We start from the raw sequence: 24,557 nt of genomic DNA, 5'->3' as shown, positions 1-24,557 counted from the left end.
TGTTTTAAAATTGAGAATTAACATGAAGGAGTTTAATAGTGAAAGAAAAGGGCTGTTTGCCGCATTCGCCCTTGCAGCCTTGTTTGTATCAAATTTCGCGATCGCGCAAGAACAAGAAATTAAAAACGCTGTTCGATTGCTAAATCGTGAGCAGAACACCAAAGCCCTTGAAACAATCACAAAAGCTGCTCAGGCTTACCCTGATAATGCTCGCGTGTTGTACTACCAAGGCATGGTGCAGGCAAAAACTGGCGACAAGAAGTCTGCTGAAATCACTTTCCAAAAGGGTATTGAAAAAGATCCTAAGAACGCGCTCAATATTGCCGGTAAAGGTTATTTGAGAATGCTCGACAACAATGCTGCAGAAGCAAAGCAATTGTTCGATCAAGCGTTAACTGTAAGTAAGTCTAAAAATGCAGAGGTACTTCGCGCCGTCGCTGAAGGATATCTTTTGAGTGATCGCACTACTGCTGATGCCGTGGCTAATGCTACAAAGGCAAAAGCTATCAATGACACTGATGCACAAACCAATATTGTATTAGGTGACGCATTAATGAAAATGAATCCACCAAAAGGTGGTGAAGCAGTTTCTGCTTATGAGAAAGCTGCGAAGCTTGAGCCAACGGATGGTCTTGGGTTTTATAAAACTGGTTTAGTTTATTTCAGATCGAGAAACAACGCTGTTGCGGAAGAGAATTTGGTCAAGTCGACGACGGCAGATCCAACCTTCGCCCCGGCATACAAAGAACTCGGTGAGCTTTACTATCAAACAAAACAATCTTCAAAGGCTGTTACAGCTTGGGAGAATTACATGAAGAACATTGAAAATCCTGAAAAAGCAGAATCGAATTATGCTTTCTACCTTTTCATGGATAAGCAATATGATAAGGCAAACGCCATCTTCACCAAACTTTTGGCGAAGCCTGAGGTTAGTCTAACCACATACAAATACGCTTTCTATGCGGCAGTGGAAGCGAAAAAATTTGACGAAGCGAAAAGCCTATTTGCAAAGTATCAGCAGAAAGCAGGCAAAGATATTTCTGCTGCCGATTGGAACTACCACGGTGAGATGCTTCAAGAGATGAAGCAGGATTCATTAGCTGTTCGTTCTTTCGCGAAAGCATATGCTGCAGACACCTCTAAAACAGAGCTTCTTGCCAAGGTGGGGCAGCTATATTTCACTGGCAAAAAATATGATAGCGCTGTTTTCGCATATCGCGCAGTTATTGCTACAGGAAAAAAAACTAACCTGTCTCAAAATCTCTATAACCTCGGCAGAGCGGAGTATGTAATGGAAGATTACACGAGTGCCGACTCAACATTCCAAAAGCTCGCCGAGTTGCAACCTAATTCAACACTCCCCTACCTCTGGCTTGGTCGTACTAACGCACAAATAGAAGGGGAAAAAGATATGAAAAAGGGTGTTGCTAAAAAGTGGTTTGAAATGCTAATCGAAAAAGCACTAATTACTGCTGATAAAAGCAAAAAGGAGCTCATAGAGGCTTATCATTACCTAAGCGGATATGAAATTCAGGTGAATAGCAATATGAATGCAGCCGAAGCCTATCTTGATAAAGTTCTTGCCATCGATGCAAACGATCAACGTGCAAAAGACGGTAAGAAGGCGATCGCTGAAGCTAGAATTGCGCAGAAGAAAGCTGCTGCTCAACAACAGCAACTTAAGAATAACTAAGACTTTGGCCAGGGAGCGTGCAGGACAACGTGGCGGTATCCATGCGTTTTTGCAGTTAAAAGGTTTCGACATGAACGTTGATTCTTGTAATCAACAACCGCTTTGAAGCGCGTTGCTCCTGCCCCGGCCATATTTTTTTAACTAACCGCATCAAAAAATTAAAATACTGCTTCACAAAAGCAGTTATATTGGTGCAACTAAAACCAAACTGATCTCCATGCAAACAGGATTGATCGCCATTCTCGCTCAAATTACAACGCCATCCGACTCGACTTCCGTCGCTCTAAATACAACCGCTGAACAAAGCATCTCTGTCGCCGACCTGGTGATGAAAGGTGGTGCGATCATGATCCCCATCTTCCTCTTGTGGATCATCGCGACTTACCTCATCATCGAACGCTTCCTTTATCTCAAGGCAGCCACCAAGACGAAAGGCGATTTCGTACGAACCATCAGCAAGCTATTGCGTGAAGCCGACATCAAAGGCGCTTCTCTCCTCGCCGACAAAGAAGACTCTGCCGTAGGTAAAATCATCGGAACAGGAATTAGCTACATCGGTAAGCCGGTAAAAGACATCGAGTCGATGATGGAGTCTGTCGCCAATGTTGAAATCGGCGAAATGGAAAAAAATACAAACTACCTCGGCGTCATTGCGGGTATTGCTCCTATGCTGGGGTTCATCGGTACCATCTGGGGTATCATCCAAATATTCTATCAGATCTCACTGTCCGACAATATCAGTATTGGTATCATCGCCAGCGGTCTGTATGTTAAAATGGTTACCAGCGGTGCCGGGTTGATCGTCGGTGTGTATGCTTATACTGGGTACCACTTAATTCAACAACGCATTCAACATTTTACATTGACTGCCCAACGCGATTCATTGGAATTCATTCGTTCAATTGTTAGCCCTGCACGATGAAGATCCGGAGAAAAAATCACTTTCAAGCAGAGGTCTCTACCTCTTCCCTGAATGACATCATGTTCTTCTTGCTGTTGTTCTTTTTGATCATCTCTACGGTGACCAACCCGAACGTGATTAAAGTACTTCTCCCGCAGTCCAAAGCAACACAAGCGCTCAACAAACAACCCGTAATCCTTACGGTAACAGAAAGCAAACAGTACTACATCAACAAGCGCCCTGTCCCTTCTGCCAACCTTGAGCAAGAACTCGCCAAAGCTTGTGAAGGTCTTGACGAACCCACGGTGGTGATCCATATGCCTTACAATCACGAAATACAAGAACTCGTGGACATCATGCAAGTCGGTACCAGCCAGAAGATCAAGATGGTCCTCGCAACCAAAAAGAAATAAGCCCTAAGTTTACTGTCCTCAGTTTTATCTTAACGCTATCAGTCATCATCAAGCGATAAGCGTTGTTCATCTTTTTTCTGCCAAGGCTTTTCTTCCAAGGCCAATCTCCTCCTCTTCCTCCTTCTCAGGCATTATTCATTTGCATTTCCTAATACGCAACACCTAATTCCTAATACCCAATAACCGAACGCCTAATACCTAATAACTAATACCCAATACCCAATAACCGAACGCCCAATTCCTAATACCCAATACCCACCTCCCACCCCAAGTATTTCTCACTGCCGCTGGAACATCAGCGCTATGACGTGTGTTAATATCGAGTAATCCAGAGTCATTTAGAACGATTAAAAATAAGCAAGCGCCTTTTGTTGTGTTGAAAATTAGAACAGCATTAAAATGCAGTAGAACGCGCTTAGAAGTAATATTTTTTGAAGAATAACCGCAAATTTCTCCATTGGTTAGTGGTGTTTAAGCAATAAAAAATGAAATTTGCACTGCCTGAAATACTATGGAAAATCCAAACTTAGCCGAGTATCTACCCATCGCCCTCATGTTCATTTTTGCATTGGGCTTTGTGGTAACAACCATGATCGCGACACACGTGTTGGGTCCGAAGCGGAAGAGCAAAATCAAGTTAGATACTTTTGAATGCGGCATCGAGTCTAAAGGAAATGCACGCATACCATTTAACATTAAGTACTTCTTGGTTGCGATACTCTTCGTATTGTTCGATGTGGAAGTGATCTTTATGTATCCTTGGGCCGTGAACTTTAAGAGTCTTCATTGGGAAGGCTTCATTCAAATGACCGTATTCATTTCCCTGTTGCTCGTGGGATTTTTCTATATCTTAAAAAAGGGAGCTTTAAAGTGGGAGGAGTAATCATGGAAACAACAACTGCAAATAAAGTAACACTCGTCGAGAAACCTGAAGGCATTGAAGGTGCCGGATTCTTCGCGACAAGTCTTGATAAGGTAGTCGGTATGGCCCGTAAGAATTCGATCTGGCCATTGCCTTTTGCAACCTCTTGCTGTGGTATAGAATTCATGGCAACGATGGGCGCACATTACGACTTGGCGCGTTTTGGATCGGAGCGATTGAGCTTCTCTCCTCGCCAAGCAGATTTATTGATGGTGATGGGAACCATCGCGAAGAAAATGGGACCGATCTTGCGTCAAGTGTATGAACAGATGGCCGAGCCACGTTGGGTGCTTTCTGTTGGTGCTTGTGCGAGTAGTGGTGGTATCTTCGATACATACAGTGTTCTTCAGGGAATCGACAGAATCATTCCCGTAGATGTATACGTGCCTGGATGCCCACCGCGTCCGGAGCAAATTATCGATGGCATTTTAAAAATTCAGCACCTTGTAGAAACAGAGTCTGTTCGCAGAAGAGATTCAGAAGAGTACAAGGCAATGTTGAACAAATATGGCATAGAGTAACCGAACGGAAAGATCAGCCAGCAATGATGAACCTATTGCCGACGATCTTTCGCTAAGCATCTAAAATGGAAATATCGGAACAGGAAAAAATCACCGCTGCGCTCAACGAAAAATATGAAGATCAAATTCTTCGTATTGAAACACTCTACGATTTTCTAACCATCACGGTAAAATCAGAGAAAATCATTGAGGTAATCCAGCATCTTTACAAACATCCCCATACAAAATTTCAATTCCTCACCACCATGTGTGCGGTACACTATCCGGATCTAAATCAGATCGCCGTAGTGTATCAACTTCACAACTTGGTATCGAATAACAGACTTCGCCTGAAGATATACTTACCGGCCGAGAATCCTGTAACGCCTACGCTTACAACGGTATTCCCAGCCGCCAATTGGATGGAGCGCGAAACATACGACTTCTACGGCGTTACTTTTACCGGGCATCCTCAGTTGAAACGAATTTTGAATGTAGAAGATATGATCATCTTCCCCCTTCGAAAAGAATATCCGCTGGAAGATCAAACCCGCGAAGATAAGAACGATACCATGTTTGGACGATAATTGAATACTATGCAAGCGAATCAACCGGTCATCGATCAAAATCCAAAAGAGGAAAAACAGTATTCTTATCTCAACTTAGGTCCTACCCACCCGGCAACACACGGTATATTCCAGAATGTGTTGAAAATGGATGGTGAGATCATCGTTGAAGCTGAACCTACTATTGGCTATATCCATCGCGCATTCGAAAAACTAGCGGAGCGCAGACCATACAACCAAATTACACCAATCACCGATCGTCTTAACTACTGCTCGGCCCCGATCAACAACATCGGCTGGCACATGACGGTAGAAAAACTTCTCGGTGTAGAAATCCCAAAGCGTGTTCAATACTTGCGCGTAATCGTGATGGAGCTCGCACGCATTAGCGATCACATCATTTGTAATGCCGTTATCGGTGTGGACACGGGTGCACTTACGGGCTTCGTGTATCTCTTCCAACAACGCGAATTGATCTACGAGATTTACGAAGAAATTTGTGGCGCGCGTTTGACAACAAACGTCGGACGTATCGGTGGATTTGAACGCGACTTCTCGCCTAAAGCTTGGGCGAAGATCGATCAATTCATCAAAGAGTTTCCGCTTGTATTGCAAGAGTTTGCAAACCTACTGGAGCGCAATAGAATTTTCATGGATCGTACCATCAAGTGTGGTGGTATTACAGCCGAGAAAGCGTTAAGCTACTCGTTCACGGGACCAAACTTGCGAGCTGCTGGCGTTGACTATGACGTTCGTGTTGCTAACCCGTATACATCTTACGACGAATTTGATTTCGTTATCCCGGTAGGAACCAATGGCGATGTATACGATCGCTTCATGGTTCGTCAAGAAGAAATGTGGCAGAGCTTGAGCATCATCAAACAAGCCATTGCCAAGCTGCCGGAAGGACCTCACTACGCGAAGGTTCCAGAATTTTACCTTCCGCCGAAAGAAGAAGTTTACAACAACATGGAAGCACTCATCTATCACTTCAAAATTGTGATGGGTGAAACTGATGTTCCTGTTGGTGAAGTATATCACAGTGTTGAAGGTGGTAACGGCGAGCTCGGCTACTATCTCATCAGCGATGGTGGTCGTACACCTTTCCGCTTACACTTCAGAAGACCATGTTTTATTTACTATCAAGCATATCCTGAGATGATCAAAGGCTCGATGTTGTCGGATGCTATTCTGACGATGAGTAGCATGAACGTGATCGCTGGTGAGCTTGATGCTTAAGTTAGAATTATGAGCGAGACCAAAACGATACAGTTTTCGGAAGAGACGATGGCCACGGTTCAGCGTCTCATTAAAAGATATCCTGAGGGAAGACAGAAGTCTGCACTCCTTCCACTACTTCACATTGCTCAAGCTGAATTCGATGGTTGGCTAAGTCCGGCTGTTATGGATTATGTTGCTGTTATACTCAGCATCAAGCCAATTGAAGTTTACGAAGTCGCTTCATTTTATACGATGTACAACCTCAATCCGGTTGGCAAATGCTTGATTGAAGTTTGTCAAACCGGTCCATGCTGGTCAAGAGGTTCCGACGACATCGTGGAGCATTTCGAGAAGAAGCTTGGAATTAAAGTTGGCGAGACAACGTCAGATGGTCAATTCACGCTGAAGACAGTTGAATGTCTTGGTTCGTGTGGCACAGCGCCGATGCTTCAATGCGGCGGCGATTTCTATGAGAATCTCACAAACGACAAAGTTGATACGCTTATTGAAAAGCTTCGCGCAAATGGTCAGCGTAGTACATACATGAAAGATAACCGTGTGATGTAGTCTTACTGCATTACGCATAACGGATAACGATAACGAACCTATGGGCAAGAAGTTACTACTGGAACACATCAATGTACCTGGAATTGAAACCTTCGAGGTCTACCGTAAGCAAGGCGGCTATGCTTCTGTCGAGAAGGCATTGAAGACGATGACGCCAGATGCTGTGACCGAAGAAGTGAAGAAGTCTGGACTTCGTGGTAGAGGTGGTGCCGGTTTTCCAGCCGGTATGAAGTGGAGCTTCCTCGATCGTAAGAGCGAAAAACCGCGTTACCTCGTATGCAATGCCGATGAAAGCGAACCTGGAACATTTAAGGATCGCTATCTCATGGAGAAAATTCCGCACATTCTCGTGGAAGGCATGATCACCAGTAGTTTTGCCTTGGGTGCACGAACTTCGTACATCTACGTACGCGGCGAGTACATGTATGTTATTCGTATCCTCGAAAAAGCAATTGCCGAAGCTTATGCAAACGGCTTCCTTGGAAAAAATATTCTCGGTACCGACTACTCCCTGGATCTGTATGTCCAACCTGGTGCAGGTGCCTATATCTGCGGCGAAGAAACAGCGCTCTTAGAATCATTAGAAGGAAAGCGTGGTAATCCACGTCTTAAACCTCCATTCCCTGCGATTGCTGGTTTGTACGCTAGCCCAACCGTTGTTAACAATGTTGAGACCATTGCCGCAGTGGTTCCTATCGTTAACATGGGTGGCGATGAATACGCAAAGATCGGTATTGGCAAGAGCACTGGAACGAAATTGATTTCCGCTAGCGGACACATCAACAAGCCAGGTGTTTATGAAATCGAATTAGGGCTTCCAGTTGAAGAATTTATTTATAGTGACGAATACTGCGGTGGTATCTGGAAAGGAAGAAAACTTAAGGCATGCGTGCCTGGAGGTTCTTCCGTACCAATTCTGCCAGGCGAACTTTTATTAAAAACTGCGAAAGGTGAGCAGCGGCTGATGACTTATGAATCACTCTCCGATGGTGGTTTTGTAAGTGGATCAATGCTCGGATCTGGTGGTTTCATTGTATATGATGAAACGGCTTGTATCGTTCGCAACCTTTGGACCTTTGCACGCTTCTATCATCACGAATCATGTGGACAATGCAGTCCCTGTCGTGAAGGTACTGGCTGGATGGAGAAAGTACTTCACCGCATCGAACACGGCCATGGACAAGCAAGTGACATCGACCTATTGGTAGACGTCGCTAAGAAAATCGAAGGAAACACAATCTGTCCGTTGGGAGACGCAGCAGCATGGCCCGTAGCCAGTGCTATCCGCCACTTCCGCGAAGAGTTTGAATTCCATGTGAAGCACCCGGAGAAGGTTGTTAATCCGAAGCATTTTGAGATAACTCCTTTTGTTTCCGAGCGTGTAGCTGTGATAGGTTAATCGTTAATCGTTAATCGTTAATCGTTAATCGTTAATCGTTAATCGTTAAAAAAGAAAAAATATTTTGAATTATATGCTGCGGTCTTATTGATTTCAGCGCCGTTGTTTGAGCCATCTTAAATCGTTGTGTTATGGAGACATTCCAGGAGTTGGACTGCTGGAAAAAATCTGCCCTTCTTCGGAGGAAGATTTTGAAGATAGTCCAGACGTTTCCAAAAGAGGAAAGGTATAGATTGGTTGATCAGATCATTCGAGCTTCGAGATCGGTCACAGCAAATATTGCCGAGGGCTATGGAAGATTCCATTATCAGGAATATATTCAGTTCTGCAGGCAAGCACGGGGTTCTCTTTATGAATTGCTCGATCATTTGATCGTATCCCATGAAGAGAATTTTATTGACGAAGCTCAATTGAAAGAGTTGAAGACGGATATCATGAATTGCATCGCTGTTTTGAATGGATTCATTAATTATCTACAAAAAGCGAAAACGTCGTAATAGCGCACTTTGAAATGCATTTTACGATTAACGTATAACGTATAACGATTAACGCCCAAAAAATGGCTAAAGTAACGATAGACGGAATTGAAGTAGAAGTAGCGGATGGCACAACGATCCTGAATGCTGCCAGACAAATTGGTGGCGATGTTGTTCCTCCAGCAATGTGCTACTACTCGTCATTGAAAGAAACAGGTGGTAAGTGCCGCGTGTGCTTAGTGAAGGTAACACAAGGATCCGCGAAAGATCCACGCCCGATGCCTAAGCTCGTAGCTTCTTGCCGTACACCTGTGATGGATGGCATGGTCGTTCAAAATATTTCGTCGGCAGAAGTGCTCGAAGCTAGAAAGGGCGTAGTAGAATTTCTATTACTTAACCACCCTCTTGATTGCCCTATTTGTGATCAAGCGGGAGAATGTGATCTTCAAAATCTTGCGTACGAACACGGCGCTGCAAAGACACGCTATGAAGAAGAGCGCAGAACATTCGAGAAGATCGATATCGGCGATAAGATCAAGTTGCACATGACACGATGCATCCTTTGTTATCGCTGTACCTTCGTTGCAGATCAACTTACCAATAACCGCGTGCACGGTGTATTAAACCGCGGTGATGCCTCTGAAATCAGTACCTATATTGAAAAAGCAGTCGACAATGACTTCTCTGGAAATATGATCGATGTTTGTCCTGTGGGCGCATTGACCGATAAAACGTTTCGTTTCAAAAGCCGCGTTTGGTTTACAAAGCCACTCGATGCCCATCGCGACTGCCCTACATGCTCCGGCAAAGTAGTACTCTGGACAAAAGGAGAAGAAGTGTTACGCGTGTCGGCGCGCAAAGATCAGTACGGCGAAGTGAAAGAGTTCATCTGTAACGAGTGCCGCTACGATCACAAGAACATGAAAGACTGGGTAGTTGAAGGACCACGTCATATAGAAAGAAACTCAGTGATCTCACAGAATCACTATGAAAAAATTGATCTTCAAAAGTTGAAGCTTGAAGTCGACAGGCAGCTCACCTTTCAAAAAGGAAAACAACTTCCACAATCTAATACATCACAAGCATGATCACTTTTTTAACATTTAAAATCATTCTTGTTGCGTTAGTATTCGTGATCACGCTGTTGGTCGCAGCTTATTCGACATATGCTGAACGAAAAGTGGCAGCGTTCCTTCAAGACCGGATTGGTCCTAACCGCGCGGGCCCTTTCGGTATTCTTCAGCCACTTGCAGACGGATTGAAGTTCATCATGAAGGAAGAAATCATTCCAGTAGTATCGAATAAATTTTTATTCATACTCGGTCCGTGTATTGCCATGATGACAGCATTGATGGCGGGCGTTCTGATTCCCTGGGGCGGAACACTTACAATCGGTGGTGAAACATACGCGCTACAGATTGCAGAACTTGACAACGGGATACTGTACGTTTTCGCAGTTGTATCCATCGGTGTTTATGGTATCATGATCGGAGGCTGGGCATCAAATAATAAATTCTCATTGTTGGGCGCTATTCGCGCTTCTGCACAGATGATTAGCTATGAAATCGCCATGGGCCTTTCTATCATCGCTCTTGTCGCTATTACAGGTACACTCAGTCTTTCGGAGATTAGCGCACAACAAGCCGGTGGTACTGGCGGTGACTGGAATTTTTGGAATGTAGTCTATCATCCTCTCGGATGCCTCATCTTTATAATTTGTGCATTCGCTGAATGTAACCGTACGCCGTTCGACTTGCCAGAATGTGAAACTGAACTCGTCGGTGGATACCATACCGAATACAGCAGTATGAAACTTGGTTTCTACTTGTTCGCCGAATATATCAACATGTTCATTTCATCGGCGGTGATTTCGACACTCTATTTTGGCGGATACAACTTCCCATTCATGAACGATTTGGGACTTGATCAAAACATGATCACGATAATCGGTACAGTCGTGATGTTTGCTAAAGTAGCGTTTTTCATCTTCTTCTTCATGTGGATTCGCTGGACTATTCCACGTTTCCGCTACGATCAGCTGATGAACTTAGGGTGGAAGATTTTAATTCCACTGGCCGTAGCCAATGTTTTCATTACCGTAGCGTCGTATTTGATTTTCAAATAAGTAGTTGACCCCAAAGGTCACAAGAAAAATATAAGCGTATGCAATTAACCAACAGGTCGAAATTAGTTGTCAAGAAGGAAATGAATTTCTGGGAAAGAATGTATCTACCAGCAATTCTTGGTGGTGTGATGATTACGATCAGGCACTTGTTCCGCAGAAAGTCAACGGTGAAGTACCCAGAAAAAACGCGCGAGATCAGTTCTATCTGGAGAGGACAACACGTGTTAAAACGCGATGACAAAGGCGCAGAAAGATGTACCGCTTGTGGACTTTGTGCTGTTGCTTGTCCTGCAGAAGCTATTACCATGACCGCTGCGGAACGTAAGAAAGGCGAAGAGAATTTGTACCGCGAAGAAAAGTACGCGTCTACTTATGAGATCAACATGTTACGTTGCATCTTCTGTGGATTGTGCGAAGAAGCATGTCCGAAAGAAGCAATCTTCCTTACCGACCGTATTGTAACAACTGACTATTCTAGAACCGGCTTTGTATATGGCAAGGATAAACTTGTTGAAAAAGTGGACGATCGCATTGACGTTACTAAGCGTCAAACACTTGCGGTTCAAGAATTCAAACAGCAAAAACAATTAAGTCATAATAAATAATACGCCCCGTGACGCTCAACTTGTTTTATTTTCTTTCATTTCTCGCCGTGCTCTCTGCATTGATGGTAGTCTTCTCGAAGAACCCCGTGTATAGCGTACTGTATTTGATTATCACATTCTTTACCATCGCAGGCCACTACATCTTACTGGATGCGCAGTTCCTCGCGGTTGTACACGTGATTGTATATGCCGGCGCAATCATGGTATTGTTCCTGTATGTAATCATGCTTTTAAATTTGAACCGTGAGTCGGAACCGCATAAGAGCAACATTTTAAAATTCGCAGCAGTGATTTGCGCTGGGTTACTGCTCGTTGTACTTGTTGGTTCCTTGAAAGGTACAGAAGCTATTGTTCAACAATCTGGTAAAGCTGGAATCGGTTATGTAAAAACATTAGGAGAAGTAATGTTCAAAGAGTTTTTGTTGCCCTTTGAAATTACCTCGATCCTTCTTCTCGCGGCAATGGTTGGAGCTGTAATGCTCGGTAAGTCAGAGAAGACAAATGATACAATTTAATTTAAGAAGCCTGGAATAAATTTTTACAGCGAATGCAACCACAGAACGGGATTCCGATAGACTACTACATCTGGCTCGCAGCTGCGCTCTTCACCATTGGGGTGTTGGGTGTGCTCTATCGCCGGAACGCCATCATCATTTTCATGTGCATCGAATTGATGTTAAATGCGGTGAACGTGTTGCTTGTTGCGTTCTCCACTTATCTAAACGATGCTGCTGGACAGGTTTTCGTTTTCTTCATTATGGCTGTGGCTGCTGCCGAAGTAGCTGTAGGCCTTGCGATCTTGATCATGATGTATCGCAATACAAAAACTACAGACATTAATATTCTGAATCGTTTAAAATGGTAAATACAGAATTTCTCATCAGCCTTGTTCCGCTATTTCCGTTACTGGGCTTTTTGATTGTTGCACTGAACGTTCGCAGGCTTTCCCATGGCGTCACTGCCTTCATCGCCTGTGGTGCTATCTTACTGTCATTTATCACGTCGGTAGTACTTTTCACAAAACTACTCAGCGCTCCAGAAGCTGAGCGTTCTATTACGGTAACACTCTATCAATGGTTTGCTGCAGGTAGTTTTTCTGCCAACATCAGCTTCCTACTCGATCCGCTGTCGTCACTGTTCTTGCTCATCATTACCGGTGTTGGCTTTTTAATTCACGTGTATTCCATTGGTTACATGCACGACGACAAAGGCTTCAACCGTTTCTTCTCCTATCTCAATCTATTCGTGTTCTTCATGCTCCTCCTCGTGATGGGATCAAACTACTTACTCATGTTTGTAGGATGGGAAGGCGTGGGACTCTGCTCTTATCTCTTGATTGGATTTTGGTTCAAGAATCAAAATTATAATGATGCTGCGAACAAAGCATTCATCATGAACCGCGTCGGTGATCTTGGTTTGCTCATCGGTATCGTTTTGATCGCTTGGAAATTTGGAAGCATTTCATACCCAGATGTATTTGCAAATGCCTTACAAAATTCCGAAGCACTAAAAAGTCATGGCATTTTAATCACTTGGATTACCATGTTACTCTTCGTTGGTGCAATGGGAAAAAGCGCGCAAATCCCACTGTATACTTGGCTTCCCGATGCCATGGCGGGTCCGACACCTGTATCTGCACTTATCCACGCTGCAACGATGGTTACCGCGGGTATCTACATGATTGCACGAAATAACGTACTTTATGCGATGGCACCTGCTACATTAACGGTTGTCATGATCGTTGGTTTAGCAACGGCAATCTTCGCAGCAACGATCGCACTCAAGCAAAACGATATTAAGAAAGTTCTAGCCTACTCTACTGTCAGTCAACTTGGATTGATGTTTCTCGCGCTCGGCCTTGGCGCATTTACAGCGGGTATTTTTCATATGGCAACGCACGCCTTCTTTAAAGCATTATTGTTCCTTGGCGCGGGTAGCGTAATCCACGCCCTCGGCAACGAGCAGGATATACGCAATATGGGTGGATTGAAAAAGTATCTTCCTGTAACGTATATGACGTTCCTCATTGGCGTGTTGGCGATCTCCGGAATCCCTCCATTTGCAGGCTTTTTCTCGAAAGATGAAATTCTAGCGAACGCTTTCGCACAAAACAAAATTGTATGGGTACTTGCCGTCGGTGCATCCCTCCTCACCGCATTTTACATGTTCCGCTTGTTCTTCCTGACGTTCTTCGGAAAGGAAAGAGCAAGTCATGAAAAAATGCATCACATACACGAGTCACCAAAAAGCATTTTAATTCCGTTGATCGTGTTGGCTATTCTTTCTCTTGCGGGTGGATTTATGGGCGTGCCTGAAGTACTCCATGGATCGCATTGGCTGAGTCACTATCTCGCGCCCGTGTTTGCTTCGTCAACACAATTTCTAGCGCACCACGATCACTTAAGTCATGCAACAGAATACGCTTTGATGGGCGGTATTGTAGGCGCTACTATCATCTTAATCATTTTCGCTTACAGTCGCTATGCAAAGAACAACCATGTTCCCGCGACAGACGAAACAACGACTGGATTGCAACGTGTACTCATGAACAAATACTACATCGATGAATTGTACAACGCAATCATCGTGAAGCCACTGTATCATATCTCTGCGGTATTCGAAGCATTCATTGAAAGATTGGGGATCGACAAACTTGTAAACGCCTCGGGAAGCTTCGTGGTATGGGGTAGTCGTACGGCACGTTTGTTACAGAATGGAAGTATCGGGTACTACATCTTCATTATGGTGATCGGCATCGTGCTGATCTTGGTCGCTAACAATTTGAAATAATCAGATCGACACATTTGTGCTGATCAAAACGATAGACATATGCTTACGGTATTTTTAATTTTCTTTCCGCTACTAATCTCTGTATTGCTGTTGGTTTTAAAACCCGCGCATGCAAAGGTGTGGGCACTTGCCGCATCAATAATCGAATTGGCCGCGTCTCTTTTCGTTGCTTACAGTTTTGATAAAAATGGCGGATTGCAATACTTTGTCAACGTTCCTTGGATTGATTCACTTGGACTTAGCTTTTATGTAGCCATCGACGGCATCAGTCTTTTGCTCGTGCTACTCACTACCGTTCTTGTTCCTTTCATCATTCTCTCATCATTTGGACATCAATACGAAAAGCCTTCTACGTTCTATGGCTTAATACTGATGATGCAAATGGCGCTTGTGGGTGTTTTTACGGCGCGTGATGGACTACTTTTCTATCTCTTCTGGGAAGCCGCATTGATTCCAATTTATTTCATCTGCTTGATTTGGGGTGGTGCAGAGCGCGGAAGAATCACGTTGAAGTTTTTCATCTATACGCTCGCGGGAAGTTTGTTCATGCTAGTAGCCTTGGTGTACCTCTATTTCCTTACACCTGGTGAGCACACATTTAATATTTACGCATTGTATGATGCAGGCGCAGCACTTGGCCCTTACCCGCAAGCACTAATTTTCTGGGCGATGTTTGTTGCTTTCGCTATTAAAATGCCGGTGTTCCCATTCCACACATGGCAACCCGACACCTACACAAACGCGCCAACACAAGGCACCATGTTGTTGTCTGGCATTATGTTGAAGATGGGTATTTACGGCGTGATTCGCTGGCTCCTACCGCTGGTTCCTCTCGGTGTGAAGGAATGGGGATTAACGGCCGTGATCATCTCGGTGATCGGTATCATCTATGCGTCGTGTATCGCCATTGTGCAAAAAGATTTAAAGCGATTGATTGCTTATTCTTCTATTGCCCACGTCGGACTGATTTCCGCTGGTATCTTCACCTTGAGCGAAACAGGTATTCAAGGCGCCATGATTCAAATGATCAGTCACGGTATTTTGGTTGTTGCGTTATTCTTCATTGTTGATATTATACAGAGAAGAACACAAACATCTGAACTGATTAAGCTTGGTGGCATTCGTAACGCTGCACCTATTTTCACTACTGTTTTCATCATTGTAATGCTAGGTAGCGTAGCGCTCCCATCAACCAGCGGCTTTGTTGGTGAGTTCTTACTGATCAATTCACTTGTGCAATACAAGTTTGCCTTGGGTATTGTTGCAGGTTTGACGATTATCCTCGGCGCTGTATACATGCTGCGTTCGTTCCAGCAGTCTATGTCGGGCGAAGCGAATGCGATAACAGCGACATTCACAGATCTCACGGGGCATGAGAAATTGGTATTATATCCAATTGTTCTGATGATCATTGTGATCGGTGTGTATCCAGCACCATTGCTGGACATCTCTGAATCGGCCGTAAAAAATATTGTAGAAATCTATTCGAACTACTCAGCTTCTGTAAAGTAATATGAACGCACTGTTTGTCATTTGTGGTCTTGGTATCATTTCGCTGATCGCAGAAATCGCCAACTTTAGAAAGTGGTTAATCTCGATCATTGTGCTCGGACTCCTCGGCGCGGCAGCACTTGTTGTCGCCGACTGGAATACTGCTGTAGCTTATTACCACGACATGCTCGTGTTTGATAATTTTTCCCTTGCCTTTACAGGACTAATTATCGGATCAAGTCTACTCTGGTTTTGGACGGCCAGTGATTTCTTCGAAGCACTGTTCCACAAAACTGATAAGTCAGCTTTAATTCTCTTTGCCATCGCTGGTGGTGTGTTAATGACTTCCTTCAATAACATGGCGATGTTGTTTCTGGGCATTGAGATCTTGTCGATTTCCTTGTACGTTCTCGCGGGCTCACGCAAAGAAGATCTTGGATCGAACGAAGCTGCTTTCAAGTATTTCTTGATGGGATCTTTTGCAACAGGATTTCTCCTATTTGGTATTACACTTGTCTATGGCGCAACAGGAACATTTCAAATCAACACCATTGCAAACTACGTGCTCACACACGCCGGTGAACTTCCAAGTTTCTTTTATGCTGGCGCATTGCTGATGTTGATTGGTCTTGCTTTTAAAATTTCCGCTGTACCATTTCACTTTTGGGCACCTGATGTGTACGAAGGATCGCCTACTGCTGTAACCGGTTTTATGTCTACTGTGGTGAAAATTGCCGCGATCGCATCATTCTTTAAAATATTTGCGACTTGCTTTTCAACGATTGCACCAGTTTGGTATACGATCTTACTGGTGATCATGGTGCTTACATTGGTGATCGCGAACATCACTGCTGTTTATCAAAATAGCGTTAAAAGAATGCTCGCGTACTCAAGCGTAGGTCACGTTGGATATATCCTCCTCGCATTCCTCGCTGACCACAAGGAATCAGATGGGACCATTTTCTTTTACCTTGCTGCTTATGCTGTATCCTCATTGGCGGCATTCGGTGCATTGATTCTTGTCGGTGGTAAAGAAGAGAACACGTTGGTAGAACGATTCAACGGCTTGTTTAAACGCAATCCCATCGTGGCTGTCGGATTAACCATTGCATTACTATCACTGGCAGGTATTCCGCCGCTACCAGGATTTTTCGGAAAATACCTTGTCTTCGCCATGGCCATCAACAACGGCATGATCCCTTATGTAATCGTCGCTATTGTGACTTCATTGATCGGCGTGTACTACTATTTCCGCGTGATCATCGCGATGTATTTTAAAGACGCTGTTGCTGAACCTTTGAAAGTATCGACTTCAAAAGAAGTGCTTATAGTCGTTTTGATTCTCATTACGTTGGCGCTGGGCATATTCCCAGATTTCCTCATCCAGCTTCTGTAAAGCTCTATGAGCTATGACATCGAGCTGAGTAGAGATCGGCTCGATGTTCTGCGCTTTGTTCATCAAAATCCAATAGAGTTTCCACCGTCGACAGGAAGTACTGCTCCTGTAATAAATGATGCTTCGTCTGACGTGAGGAAATACACTGCATTGGCAACGTCCTGAGGTACGCCAAGTTTTCCCATCGGTGTTCGTGCCAGTACTCTATTTTTCCTTTCAGGGTCGCTATTTAAAGCCGCTGCTGACATATTCGTTTCAATGAATCCTGGCGCAACACAATTCACGCGTATGCCTAAAGGTGATAAATCAACGGCAAGGCTACGCGTCATCCCTTCTATTGCCGATTTTGAAGCTGTGTACGCGACTACCTTCGGGATACCATAGTGAGCCGCCATCGAACTAATATTCACAATGTTTCCCTCACCTGCGCGAATCATGTGCTTCGATACCTCGCGTGATAATGTAAACACACTGGTCAGATTCGTTTGAATGATCTGCTGAAATTCCAGATCGGTGACTTCTGTAGTCGGTTTCTTCATATTGATTCCTGCATTGTTGACCAACACATCAATCTTACCAAATTCGTTCACGATCATTTCTACCCATGCGGGTATTGCCTCGAGCGTTGTAAGATCTGCCACCCGTATGTGACAAAATTCGCCTAGCTGCGATTTTGCTTCCTGTAATTTTTGTGCATTACGTCCTACAATGATGGTCGTAATTTTTTTACACACTAGCTTTTGCGCAATTGCAAATCCCAATCCTGAAGCACCACCCGTCACGATGGCTATCTTTTGAGTTCCTTTATCGTTCATTATCTTATCTCGCTTTGTAAATATTTTTTTTCACCACTTCGGTTTTATACCTGGTGCAAATGGAAATTCTAGTTGTTGATAATATTCTAATGTATGTGCCGGTTTAAAATCACCGTACATCGGTTTCTTACTAAAGGTTTGGAAATACAGTAGGCATGCATCGCGCCACCAGACCGCTTCTTGATATTGAATCTCGAGCAGTTGCTTAACAGCATTGTAACGTTCCTCGTCAACCTGTGCTCGAGTCTTGTCCCACAACGTTTTCATATTGTTAACACCGATAACACCAGCCTGGTATTTGTAACACATCTCTTCCCAAAGCGTTCGCCCCGACGTCATCTTGTGATTCCAAGAAACATGATGAAACCACAACAGTAATTCGTCAGGACATTTATCTAGCGATTCATAAAGATCGCGCACAGGTTGTTGATACTGCTCCAATGCATTACTTCCCGTTGATGTCCGATTAAAACCAATGCCCATGCTGTCGGCGCGATGGTAATACACCGACGTCCAATCGACTCGTGGTTTATCTTTAATCCACGGTGCTGGACCGTAATGATGATTCCATCCCATCAAGTGGTGCAGTCCGAGCGGTGTCATATAGCTTACAACCAATTCACGTGACGGCAGCATCATCGATTTAATATTCTGAATGGTATTCTGATCGTTTGAAAAAGTCATGCGTGCCCACTCATCAGCGATTTGCGATGAATTAGAAAAAGGATCCCAGGCCAATCTTCCAAATGCATACCAATTGGATTGTGCAAATGGATGTCCACACCAATTTCTATCATTGCCAATATTTGCAACACCAGCGATCGCCGTTGATTGATACTGCCTGCTCTCATCGGAAATAATTTCAGCAACCGTGGAAGGTTTATCATGCGCAAATGTTTTTGACTTCAAACATTCTTCCCACATTGGAGAAAGGAATGCAAGATGTGTAGCAAAGCCGAGATACTCTTGTGTGAGTTGAAACTCCATCATCAACGGCGTCTTCTCCATCGCACCAAACAACGGATGAAAAGGCTCACGTGGCTGAAAGTCTAACGGACCATTTTTAACTTGTACGATTACATTTTTTCGAAACAATCCATCCAACGGTTTGAATTCGTTATACGCTTGTTTAGTCCTGTCAACGGGAACTTCGTTGTCGTATACAAATGCGCGCCACATCACGATGCCCCCAAATGGAGCAAGCGCATCAGCGAGCATATTCGCGCCATCAGCATGTGTTCGTTTATAATTCTGTGGACCTGGCTGTCCTTCGGAATTTGCTTTCACGAGAAAACCACCAAAGTCTGGTACATGTCGATAAATTTCTTTCACCTTATCATTCCACCATTGCTGAACATTTTTTTCAGATGGATCGGCTGTAGATAAACCGCCTATTTCCATGGGCGCACTGAATCTCGCCGTGAGATAAACTTTTATCCCATAAGGTCGAAACACATCAGCGAGCGCTTTTACTTTTTCCAAATAAAAAGGTGTTAGCACTTGTGCATTAGCATTCACGTTGGTAAGCACCGTACCATTTATACCGATGGACGAATTGGCGCGTGCATAATCGTGATAACGTTGATCAACATATGCCGGTAAGCGATGCCAATCCCACAATGAAAAGCCAGCATAACCGCGTTCTACAGTACGATCAAGATTATCCCAATGATTAAGAATACGATTTGCAATTGCCGGACTGTTCACAACATCTCGCCCATCAATACGCTGTTGTGTTTGGAGCAATCGGATAAAATAAAAAACACCGTAAAGTACGCCGCGATCTGATCTGCTCGTAATCACAATACAGCGCTTACCTTTGACGATCATATTTTTGATCAGATAAGCTTCTTCAGACTTCTGAAGTAATGATCTATCAAACTGCAAAGAAGCAATGGACGAAGCATTTATATTTCCGATCACCAACGTCCCGTTCTTTTCGATGCGATTGATGAATGGAATTTTGGATTGAAGCAGACCCGATGTGGCCATCGCCAACTCGCGTTTAATGACGTCAATCGTTTCTGAATTTCCGTCAACCAAAATCGAAGTGATCGACGATTGATAATGTTTAACAATTGCACGATCCGTTAATGGATCATATTTAAGCCAGAGCCGATAACCATCATCGGCAATGCTAATCGTCGTTACCAATAGGCAACACAAAAAATATCCAATACGGCAAGCCAGGTTGTTCATAACAAAATAGTGGATTGAATATTAACCCTTCTTCAATGAAGATTCACGCACAATAAGATCATGACGAAGGACCATCGTATTGAGGTTGGCTCCTTCTAATCTGTCGAGACGTCGTATCAATGTCGACGCTGCGAGCTCGCCCATTTCTTGTCCTGGGTAATTTACCGTAGTAAGATTCGGTTCTATAACTTTTGAAAGTGGGTCGTTATTAAATCCGGCTACGGCGATATCGGTAGGAACTTTTAATCCGGCGAGTTTCAGTTGTCGAATGCAACTTACCGCACACGCATCGTTCGAAGAAAATATTCCATCGGGACGCTGCTCCATTTTCAGAATAGCTTCGGAAACTTCGATTCCGGCTTGGTCACTGAGGTTATTAAAGAATACCAACTTCTCGTCGTAAGGAATATTGTGATCCAATAACGCGGCTTTATATCCGCGAAGACGATCCGTATATACGTTACGTTTGAGATTAGCGGAGATGTGAACAATACGTTTGCATCCTTGACTAATTAAATGTGTTGTTACTTCATAGGCAGCTTTGAAGTTATCGATCACAATTGAAATACATTTTGGATGTTCAAATACACGATCGAAAAATATCAAGGGAATATTTTTGTCGAGCACCATATCAAAATGCGATAAGTCTTCCGTATCGTAAGCAAGGGAAACAAGAAAACCATCCACCCTACTGTTAAAGAGCGTTTTCACGTTGGCAACTTCTTTGTCAACAGACTCCATCGATTGGCTGATGATGAGATTATATCCTCCAGCATTGGCGACTTTTTCCATCCCCGCAATAACGGTTGACATAAAGTAGCTATTGAGTCGCGGCACAATTACGCCGATGGTGTTGGTTTTATTTCTTCTGAGGTTTGATGCAAACGAGTTATGCTGATAACCGAGTTCCCGTGCTTTTTCGACAATACGTTTCCGCGTGTCTTTGCGGATTGCCGGATGATCTTTAAGTCCCCTGCTGACAGTCGCCGGCGAAAGATCGAGGGCTTCGGCAATGTCGTATATGGTGACTTCCTTCTGAGTGGTCATGAACTGCTTTTCCATTTGCAAAATACGGTGTGCGTTTGACATCCAACGCGCAAACCAACCTAAATAACCAAAATATTTAATCGGTTACAATAGGTTTAAGCGTTGTTTAAGCACAAAAATAAGCCATAATTAAAATATTTTTTGCAATCGGTTGCATTTTTTATTTCTATCGCTGACCTTAGTTGAACGATTCGCGAATTTCTCCTAAACCACAGGTGATGCGCTGCTTAGGAGGTGGACTTTTTTTGCCTTAAGGAATGCAAACGATTTCGATACACAAACCAATTATCTCTTTATGAAATTAAAAACTCTACTATTCTATCCAGACCGGTGGCGCGTACTAACCCCGACTGCTTTCCTAGTCTTATTCACTTTCATAACATTTCAGGTCTCGGCTCAGCAAGTCATTACCGGAAAAGTATCGGATGAAAACAATGTGGGAATGCCCGGTGTGAACGTCTTGGTGAAGGGAACCTCTGCAGGTACGACTTCCGACTCTGACGGAAACTATTCACTCACTGTATCCGATCCCAATCAGGTTACACTTGTATTCTCCTTCATCGGTTACACTTCACAAGAAGTTCCCATCGGTGGACGTACTACGGTAGACATCACTATGCAACCTAGTCTTGCTACGCTTTCAGAAGTAGTCGTGGTTGGATATGGTACGCAAAAGAAAAGCGACATCACCGGCGCAGTAGCTTCGCTTAGCCAATCTGCATTAACAGAAGTTTCCAATGCGAACGTTGTGCAGGCATTGCAAGGACGAATTGCAGGCGTAGACATTGCACGCACTGGATCAAGACCTGGTGCCGGTGGACAAATCAGAATTCGTGGTAATCGTTCTCTTAGCGGAAGCAACGATCCTTTGATTGTATTAGATGGTATTCCTTATCAGGGAAGTATTAACGACATCAATTCTGATGACATTGCCAGTGTTGATGTACTCAAAGATGCATCTGCTACCGCGATTTACGGATCTCGTGGATCGAATGGTGTAATCATTCTTACAACCAAAAGAGGTAAGTCAGGCACACCACAAATTTACTATAATGGCTATGTTGGTATCAGCAAAGCACTTGGAAAGTATGATCTCTTCAATGCAAAAGAGTTCAAAGCTTTTCGTGATTACTCAGGTTATACTGCAGGATATTCTCCAATGGAACTCGAAGGTATTGCCAATGGTACCGATAGCGACTGGCAGGATGTTGCTTTCCGAAATGGTCACGTCAGCAATCATGAGCTTGGAATTTCTGGCGGATCAAATGATGTCACGTATGGCTTCTCTGCCGGATATTTCAAAGAGCAAGGTATTCTTGATCCGCAGTCTTTCGAAAGATTTTCACTTCGATCAACCATCGATGCAAAAATCGGAAGTCGTATTCGTGTTGGATTAAACAGTTTAAATACACTCAACTACACGAATGGTGAAGGCGTCAATCCAATGTACGCCATTGCGCGTATCACACCGCTTGCCCCGGTTTACAATGCAAACGGAACACCCAATCTTTATCCGCAAGCAGGAACCGTTGACGAAACGGCAACCATGAATCCTCTCACGCTTTGGAATGATACCGACATTGTCGATCGGCGAAGAAGACTTCGCACATTTAACAGCTTGTATGGTGAGGTATCTATTGTCGACGGACTAAAGTATCGCCTTAACGTCGGTGTTGATTTTCGTCAGGACAATCGCGGAACATACACCGGACCAAACACCATCATGAACGCTGCAGCGGGTACAACAAAACAAGCCAGCGCTACTGTTGCCAACGGAGAAGCCTGGACATACGTTTTGGAAAATCTCCTGACATATGAAAAAACTTTTGCCGATGTACATCGCTTATCATTCACGGGATTATTCAGTGTACAAAAGGACAGAAACTTTAACACACAAATGAACGGAAGTAATTTCCCGTTCGGAGAAGTTCAGTATTACAACTTCAGTCTCGCCGATAGAAATTCCATTACACTTCCTGGAAACAACAACAATTTCACGACCTCTGGTTTGATGTCGTACATGGGAAGGGTGAACTACGCATTCAATGACAAGTATCTGCTAACAGCTACCTTCAGACGAGACGGTTCCTCTGTATTCCCAAAAAATCAATTTTTGAATTATCCTGCATTCGCCTTGGGATGGAATGTATCAAAAGAAGATTTTATGAGTGGAATCAAACCGATTAACAATCTGAAAGTTCGTTTAGGATATGGTGTAACAGGGAATCAGGGTATTCCCGCAAATGCAACGCGTGGTTCACTGGCACAAAACCGATACAATTATTCCACTACAAACGTGTTTGGATATTTTGTAAGCACGTTACCAAACATCGATCTGCGATGGGAAGATACCAAGCAATATAATCTTGGTATAGACTTCGGATTATTCAACAACAGAATTTCGGGATCTATCGAATTGTATCGTCAAACCACGGACAATCTGCTTGTTCAGAAGTCACTTCCCCGGAGCAATGGCGCCAACAGCTACTGGACCAACGCAGCGTCTACACGCAGCAAAGGGATGGAAATCAACCTGAGCACCGTAAACATCGAAACGCCAAGCGGGTTCAGTTGGACCTCCGATTTCAACATTTCACTTAATCGTGAAGAAATCACAAGACTTGCCGACCCAACGATCAAGAACGACATTGGAAATGGTTGGTTTGTTGGACAACCTATTAACGTCATTTATGACTTCACGAAAGAAGGAATCTGGCAAATTGAAGATGCTGTCGAAGCTGCAACATACAGTCGCAAGCCGGGAGAAATTCGCATCAAAGATATCAGCGGGCCTGACGGAACACCTGATGGAAAAATTACAGATCTCGATCGTTCTGTGATTGGTACATTTCAACCGAAATGGATTGGTGGGATGACGCATCGCTTTGCATTCAAAAACTTTGAGCTATCGACGGTATGGTTTGCACGTATGGGCGGAACACTGGTGGCAACATATCTCGCAACCAACGGTGGTGGCGACCAGGGATATTTTGGCTTCAACAGCGCGAGACCTAATCAATATAAAGTAGACTACTGGACACCGAACAATCCTACAAATGCATTTCCTGCACCAACAGGAGGTGTTACCAATCTACCATACTCTTCAACACTCAGTTACTACGACGCTTCTTTTGTGAAGGTGAGGAATATCACACTTGGTTACAATTTACCTTCTGAACTGCTTGAACGCATCCGTGTTACATCGTTTAAAGTTTATGTATCGATACAAAATCCCTTCATAGTTTATTCTCCATTTGTGCGTGATGGTCTTGGATTCGATCCGGAAGGAACAGGTACAGGCGGCGCGGTGCAAACACAGGGTGGAGAAACAAATCAAGGTGTCAGCGCCAGAGCCATTACAGTAGGTTTAAATACTCCATCCGTCAGATGGTATACCCTTGGCGTTAACATTAAACTCTAAGTCAATCGAT

The 24,557-nt window shown here is 43.9% G+C and carries 22 protein-coding genes; 19 read left to right on the top strand and 3 right to left on the bottom strand.

Going from position 1 to position 24,557, the window contains the following annotated elements; genetic code table 11:
- Positions 1-22 precede the first annotated feature (22 nt).
- The 18 genes from DQQ10_RS20880 to DQQ10_RS20795 all read left to right on the top strand — a co-directional run bounded on the left by DQQ10_RS20880 (position 23) and on the right by DQQ10_RS20795 (position 17,065).
- Positions 23-1,693 (top strand): tetratricopeptide repeat protein, encoded by a 1,671-nt coding sequence (locus DQQ10_RS20880; protein WP_112748867.1) that lies wholly within the window; start codon positions 23-25, stop codon positions 1,691-1,693.
- Between the two features lie 217 nt (positions 1,694-1,910).
- Positions 1,911-2,615, top strand: a complete 705-nt coding sequence (locus DQQ10_RS20875) for a MotA/TolQ/ExbB proton channel family protein (protein ID WP_112748866.1) — start codon at positions 1,911-1,913, stop codon at positions 2,613-2,615.
- Positions 2,612-3,007, top strand: coding sequence for an ExbD/TolR family protein (locus DQQ10_RS20870; protein WP_112748865.1), 396 nt, complete (start codon positions 2,612-2,614; stop codon positions 3,005-3,007). The genes DQQ10_RS20875 and DQQ10_RS20870 overlap by 4 nt, the downstream gene beginning before the upstream one ends.
- Positions 3,008-3,518: 511 nt before the next feature.
- A complete protein-coding gene (locus DQQ10_RS20865; RefSeq protein ID WP_112748864.1) occupies positions 3,519-3,890 on the top strand; it encodes an NADH-quinone oxidoreductase subunit A in 372 nt (123 codons plus the stop codon).
- Between the two features lie 2 nt (positions 3,891-3,892).
- On the top strand, positions 3,893-4,450 hold the full coding sequence (locus DQQ10_RS20860; RefSeq protein WP_112748863.1) for an NADH-quinone oxidoreductase subunit B: 558 nt from the start codon (positions 3,893-3,895) through the stop codon (positions 4,448-4,450).
- 65 nt (positions 4,451-4,515) lie between these two features.
- Complete coding sequence (locus DQQ10_RS20855) at positions 4,516-5,016, top strand: NADH-quinone oxidoreductase subunit C (protein WP_112748862.1); 501 nt, start codon at positions 4,516-4,518, stop codon at positions 5,014-5,016.
- 9 nt (positions 5,017-5,025) lie between these two features.
- Positions 5,026-6,234, top strand: coding sequence for an NADH-quinone oxidoreductase subunit D (locus DQQ10_RS20850; protein WP_112748861.1), 1,209 nt, complete (start codon positions 5,026-5,028; stop codon positions 6,232-6,234).
- Positions 6,235-6,243: 9 nt separating this feature from the next.
- On the top strand, positions 6,244-6,783 hold the full coding sequence (gene nuoE, locus DQQ10_RS20845) for an NADH-quinone oxidoreductase subunit NuoE (RefSeq protein WP_112748860.1): 540 nt from the start codon (positions 6,244-6,246) through the stop codon (positions 6,781-6,783).
- 40 nt (positions 6,784-6,823) lie between these two features.
- Entirely contained in the window at positions 6,824-8,182 is a 1,359-nt protein-coding gene (gene nuoF / locus DQQ10_RS20840) for an NADH-quinone oxidoreductase subunit NuoF (RefSeq protein ID WP_112748859.1), read from the top strand.
- Between the two features lie 131 nt (positions 8,183-8,313).
- The gene (locus tag DQQ10_RS20835) at positions 8,314-8,679 is read left to right on the top strand and encodes a four helix bundle protein (RefSeq protein ID WP_112748858.1); all 366 of its coding nucleotides are present in this window, start codon (positions 8,314-8,316) and stop codon (positions 8,677-8,679) included.
- A 62-nt stretch (positions 8,680-8,741) separates the two neighbouring features.
- Positions 8,742-9,746 carry a 2Fe-2S iron-sulfur cluster-binding protein gene (locus tag DQQ10_RS20830; RefSeq protein WP_112748857.1) on the top strand — a complete coding sequence of 335 codons (1,005 nt, stop codon included), beginning with the start codon at positions 8,742-8,744 and terminating at the stop codon, positions 9,744-9,746.
- Positions 9,743-10,783, top strand: coding sequence for an NADH-quinone oxidoreductase subunit NuoH (nuoH, locus tag DQQ10_RS20825; RefSeq protein ID WP_112748856.1), 1,041 nt, complete (start codon positions 9,743-9,745; stop codon positions 10,781-10,783). The genes DQQ10_RS20830 and nuoH overlap by 4 nt, the downstream gene beginning before the upstream one ends.
- 38 nt (positions 10,784-10,821) lie before the next feature.
- Positions 10,822-11,388 (top strand): NuoI/complex I 23 kDa subunit family protein, encoded by a 567-nt coding sequence (locus DQQ10_RS20820; RefSeq protein ID WP_112748855.1) that lies wholly within the window; start codon positions 10,822-10,824, stop codon positions 11,386-11,388.
- A gap of 62 nt (positions 11,389-11,450) precedes the next feature.
- Positions 11,451-11,903 carry an NADH-quinone oxidoreductase subunit J family protein gene (locus DQQ10_RS20815; RefSeq protein ID WP_112748854.1) on the top strand — a complete coding sequence of 151 codons (453 nt, stop codon included), beginning with the start codon at positions 11,451-11,453 and terminating at the stop codon, positions 11,901-11,903.
- 32 nt (positions 11,904-11,935) lie between these two features.
- A complete protein-coding gene (gene nuoK, locus DQQ10_RS20810) occupies positions 11,936-12,253 on the top strand; it encodes an NADH-quinone oxidoreductase subunit NuoK (RefSeq protein ID WP_112748853.1) in 318 nt (105 codons plus the stop codon).
- Complete coding sequence (gene nuoL / locus DQQ10_RS20805; protein ID WP_112748852.1) at positions 12,247-14,178, top strand: NADH-quinone oxidoreductase subunit L; 1,932 nt, start codon at positions 12,247-12,249, stop codon at positions 14,176-14,178. The genes nuoK and nuoL overlap by 7 nt, the downstream gene beginning before the upstream one ends.
- Before the next feature lie 39 nt (positions 14,179-14,217).
- Positions 14,218-15,690, top strand: a complete 1,473-nt coding sequence (locus tag DQQ10_RS20800) for a complex I subunit 4 family protein (protein ID WP_112748851.1) — start codon at positions 14,218-14,220, stop codon at positions 15,688-15,690.
- Between the two features lies 1 nt (position 15,691).
- On the top strand, positions 15,692-17,065 hold the full coding sequence (locus DQQ10_RS20795; RefSeq protein WP_112748850.1) for an NADH-quinone oxidoreductase subunit N: 1,374 nt from the start codon (positions 15,692-15,694) through the stop codon (positions 17,063-17,065).
- A 62-nt stretch (positions 17,066-17,127) separates the two neighbouring features.
- Here the strand turns inward: DQQ10_RS20795 and DQQ10_RS20790 are convergent, their stop codons facing one another.
- Genes DQQ10_RS20790 through DQQ10_RS20780 form a run of 3 tightly spaced genes read right to left on the bottom strand, consistent with a single transcriptional unit; the run spans position 17,128 to position 21,126 of the window.
- On the bottom strand, positions 17,128-17,880 hold the full coding sequence (locus DQQ10_RS20790) for an SDR family NAD(P)-dependent oxidoreductase (protein WP_112748849.1): 753 nt from the start codon (positions 17,878-17,880) through the stop codon (positions 17,128-17,130).
- Between the two features lie 30 nt (positions 17,881-17,910).
- The gene (locus tag DQQ10_RS20785; RefSeq protein WP_112748848.1) at positions 17,911-20,079 is read right to left on the bottom strand and encodes an alpha-glucuronidase family glycosyl hydrolase; all 2,169 of its coding nucleotides are present in this window, start codon (positions 20,077-20,079) and stop codon (positions 17,911-17,913) included.
- Positions 20,080-20,100: 21 nt separating this feature from the next.
- Positions 20,101-21,126 (bottom strand): LacI family DNA-binding transcriptional regulator, encoded by a 1,026-nt coding sequence (locus DQQ10_RS20780; protein ID WP_112748950.1) that lies wholly within the window; start codon positions 21,124-21,126, stop codon positions 20,101-20,103.
- A gap of 295 nt (positions 21,127-21,421) precedes the next feature.
- Here DQQ10_RS20780 and DQQ10_RS20775 point away from each other — a divergent pair, with 295 nt between their 5' ends.
- Positions 21,422-24,547 (top strand): SusC/RagA family TonB-linked outer membrane protein, encoded by a 3,126-nt coding sequence (locus tag DQQ10_RS20775; RefSeq protein WP_112748847.1) that lies wholly within the window; start codon positions 21,422-21,424, stop codon positions 24,545-24,547.
- Positions 24,548-24,557: the final 10 nt, after the last annotated feature.

Origin of the sequence: Pseudochryseolinea flava, assembly GCF_003286915.1 — a bacterium.
Lineage (GTDB): Bacteria > Bacteroidota > Bacteroidia > Cytophagales > Cyclobacteriaceae > Ohtaekwangia > Ohtaekwangia flava.
Note: the sequence above shows the minus strand (reverse complement) of the source record. Positions and strands in the feature narration are given on the sequence as shown.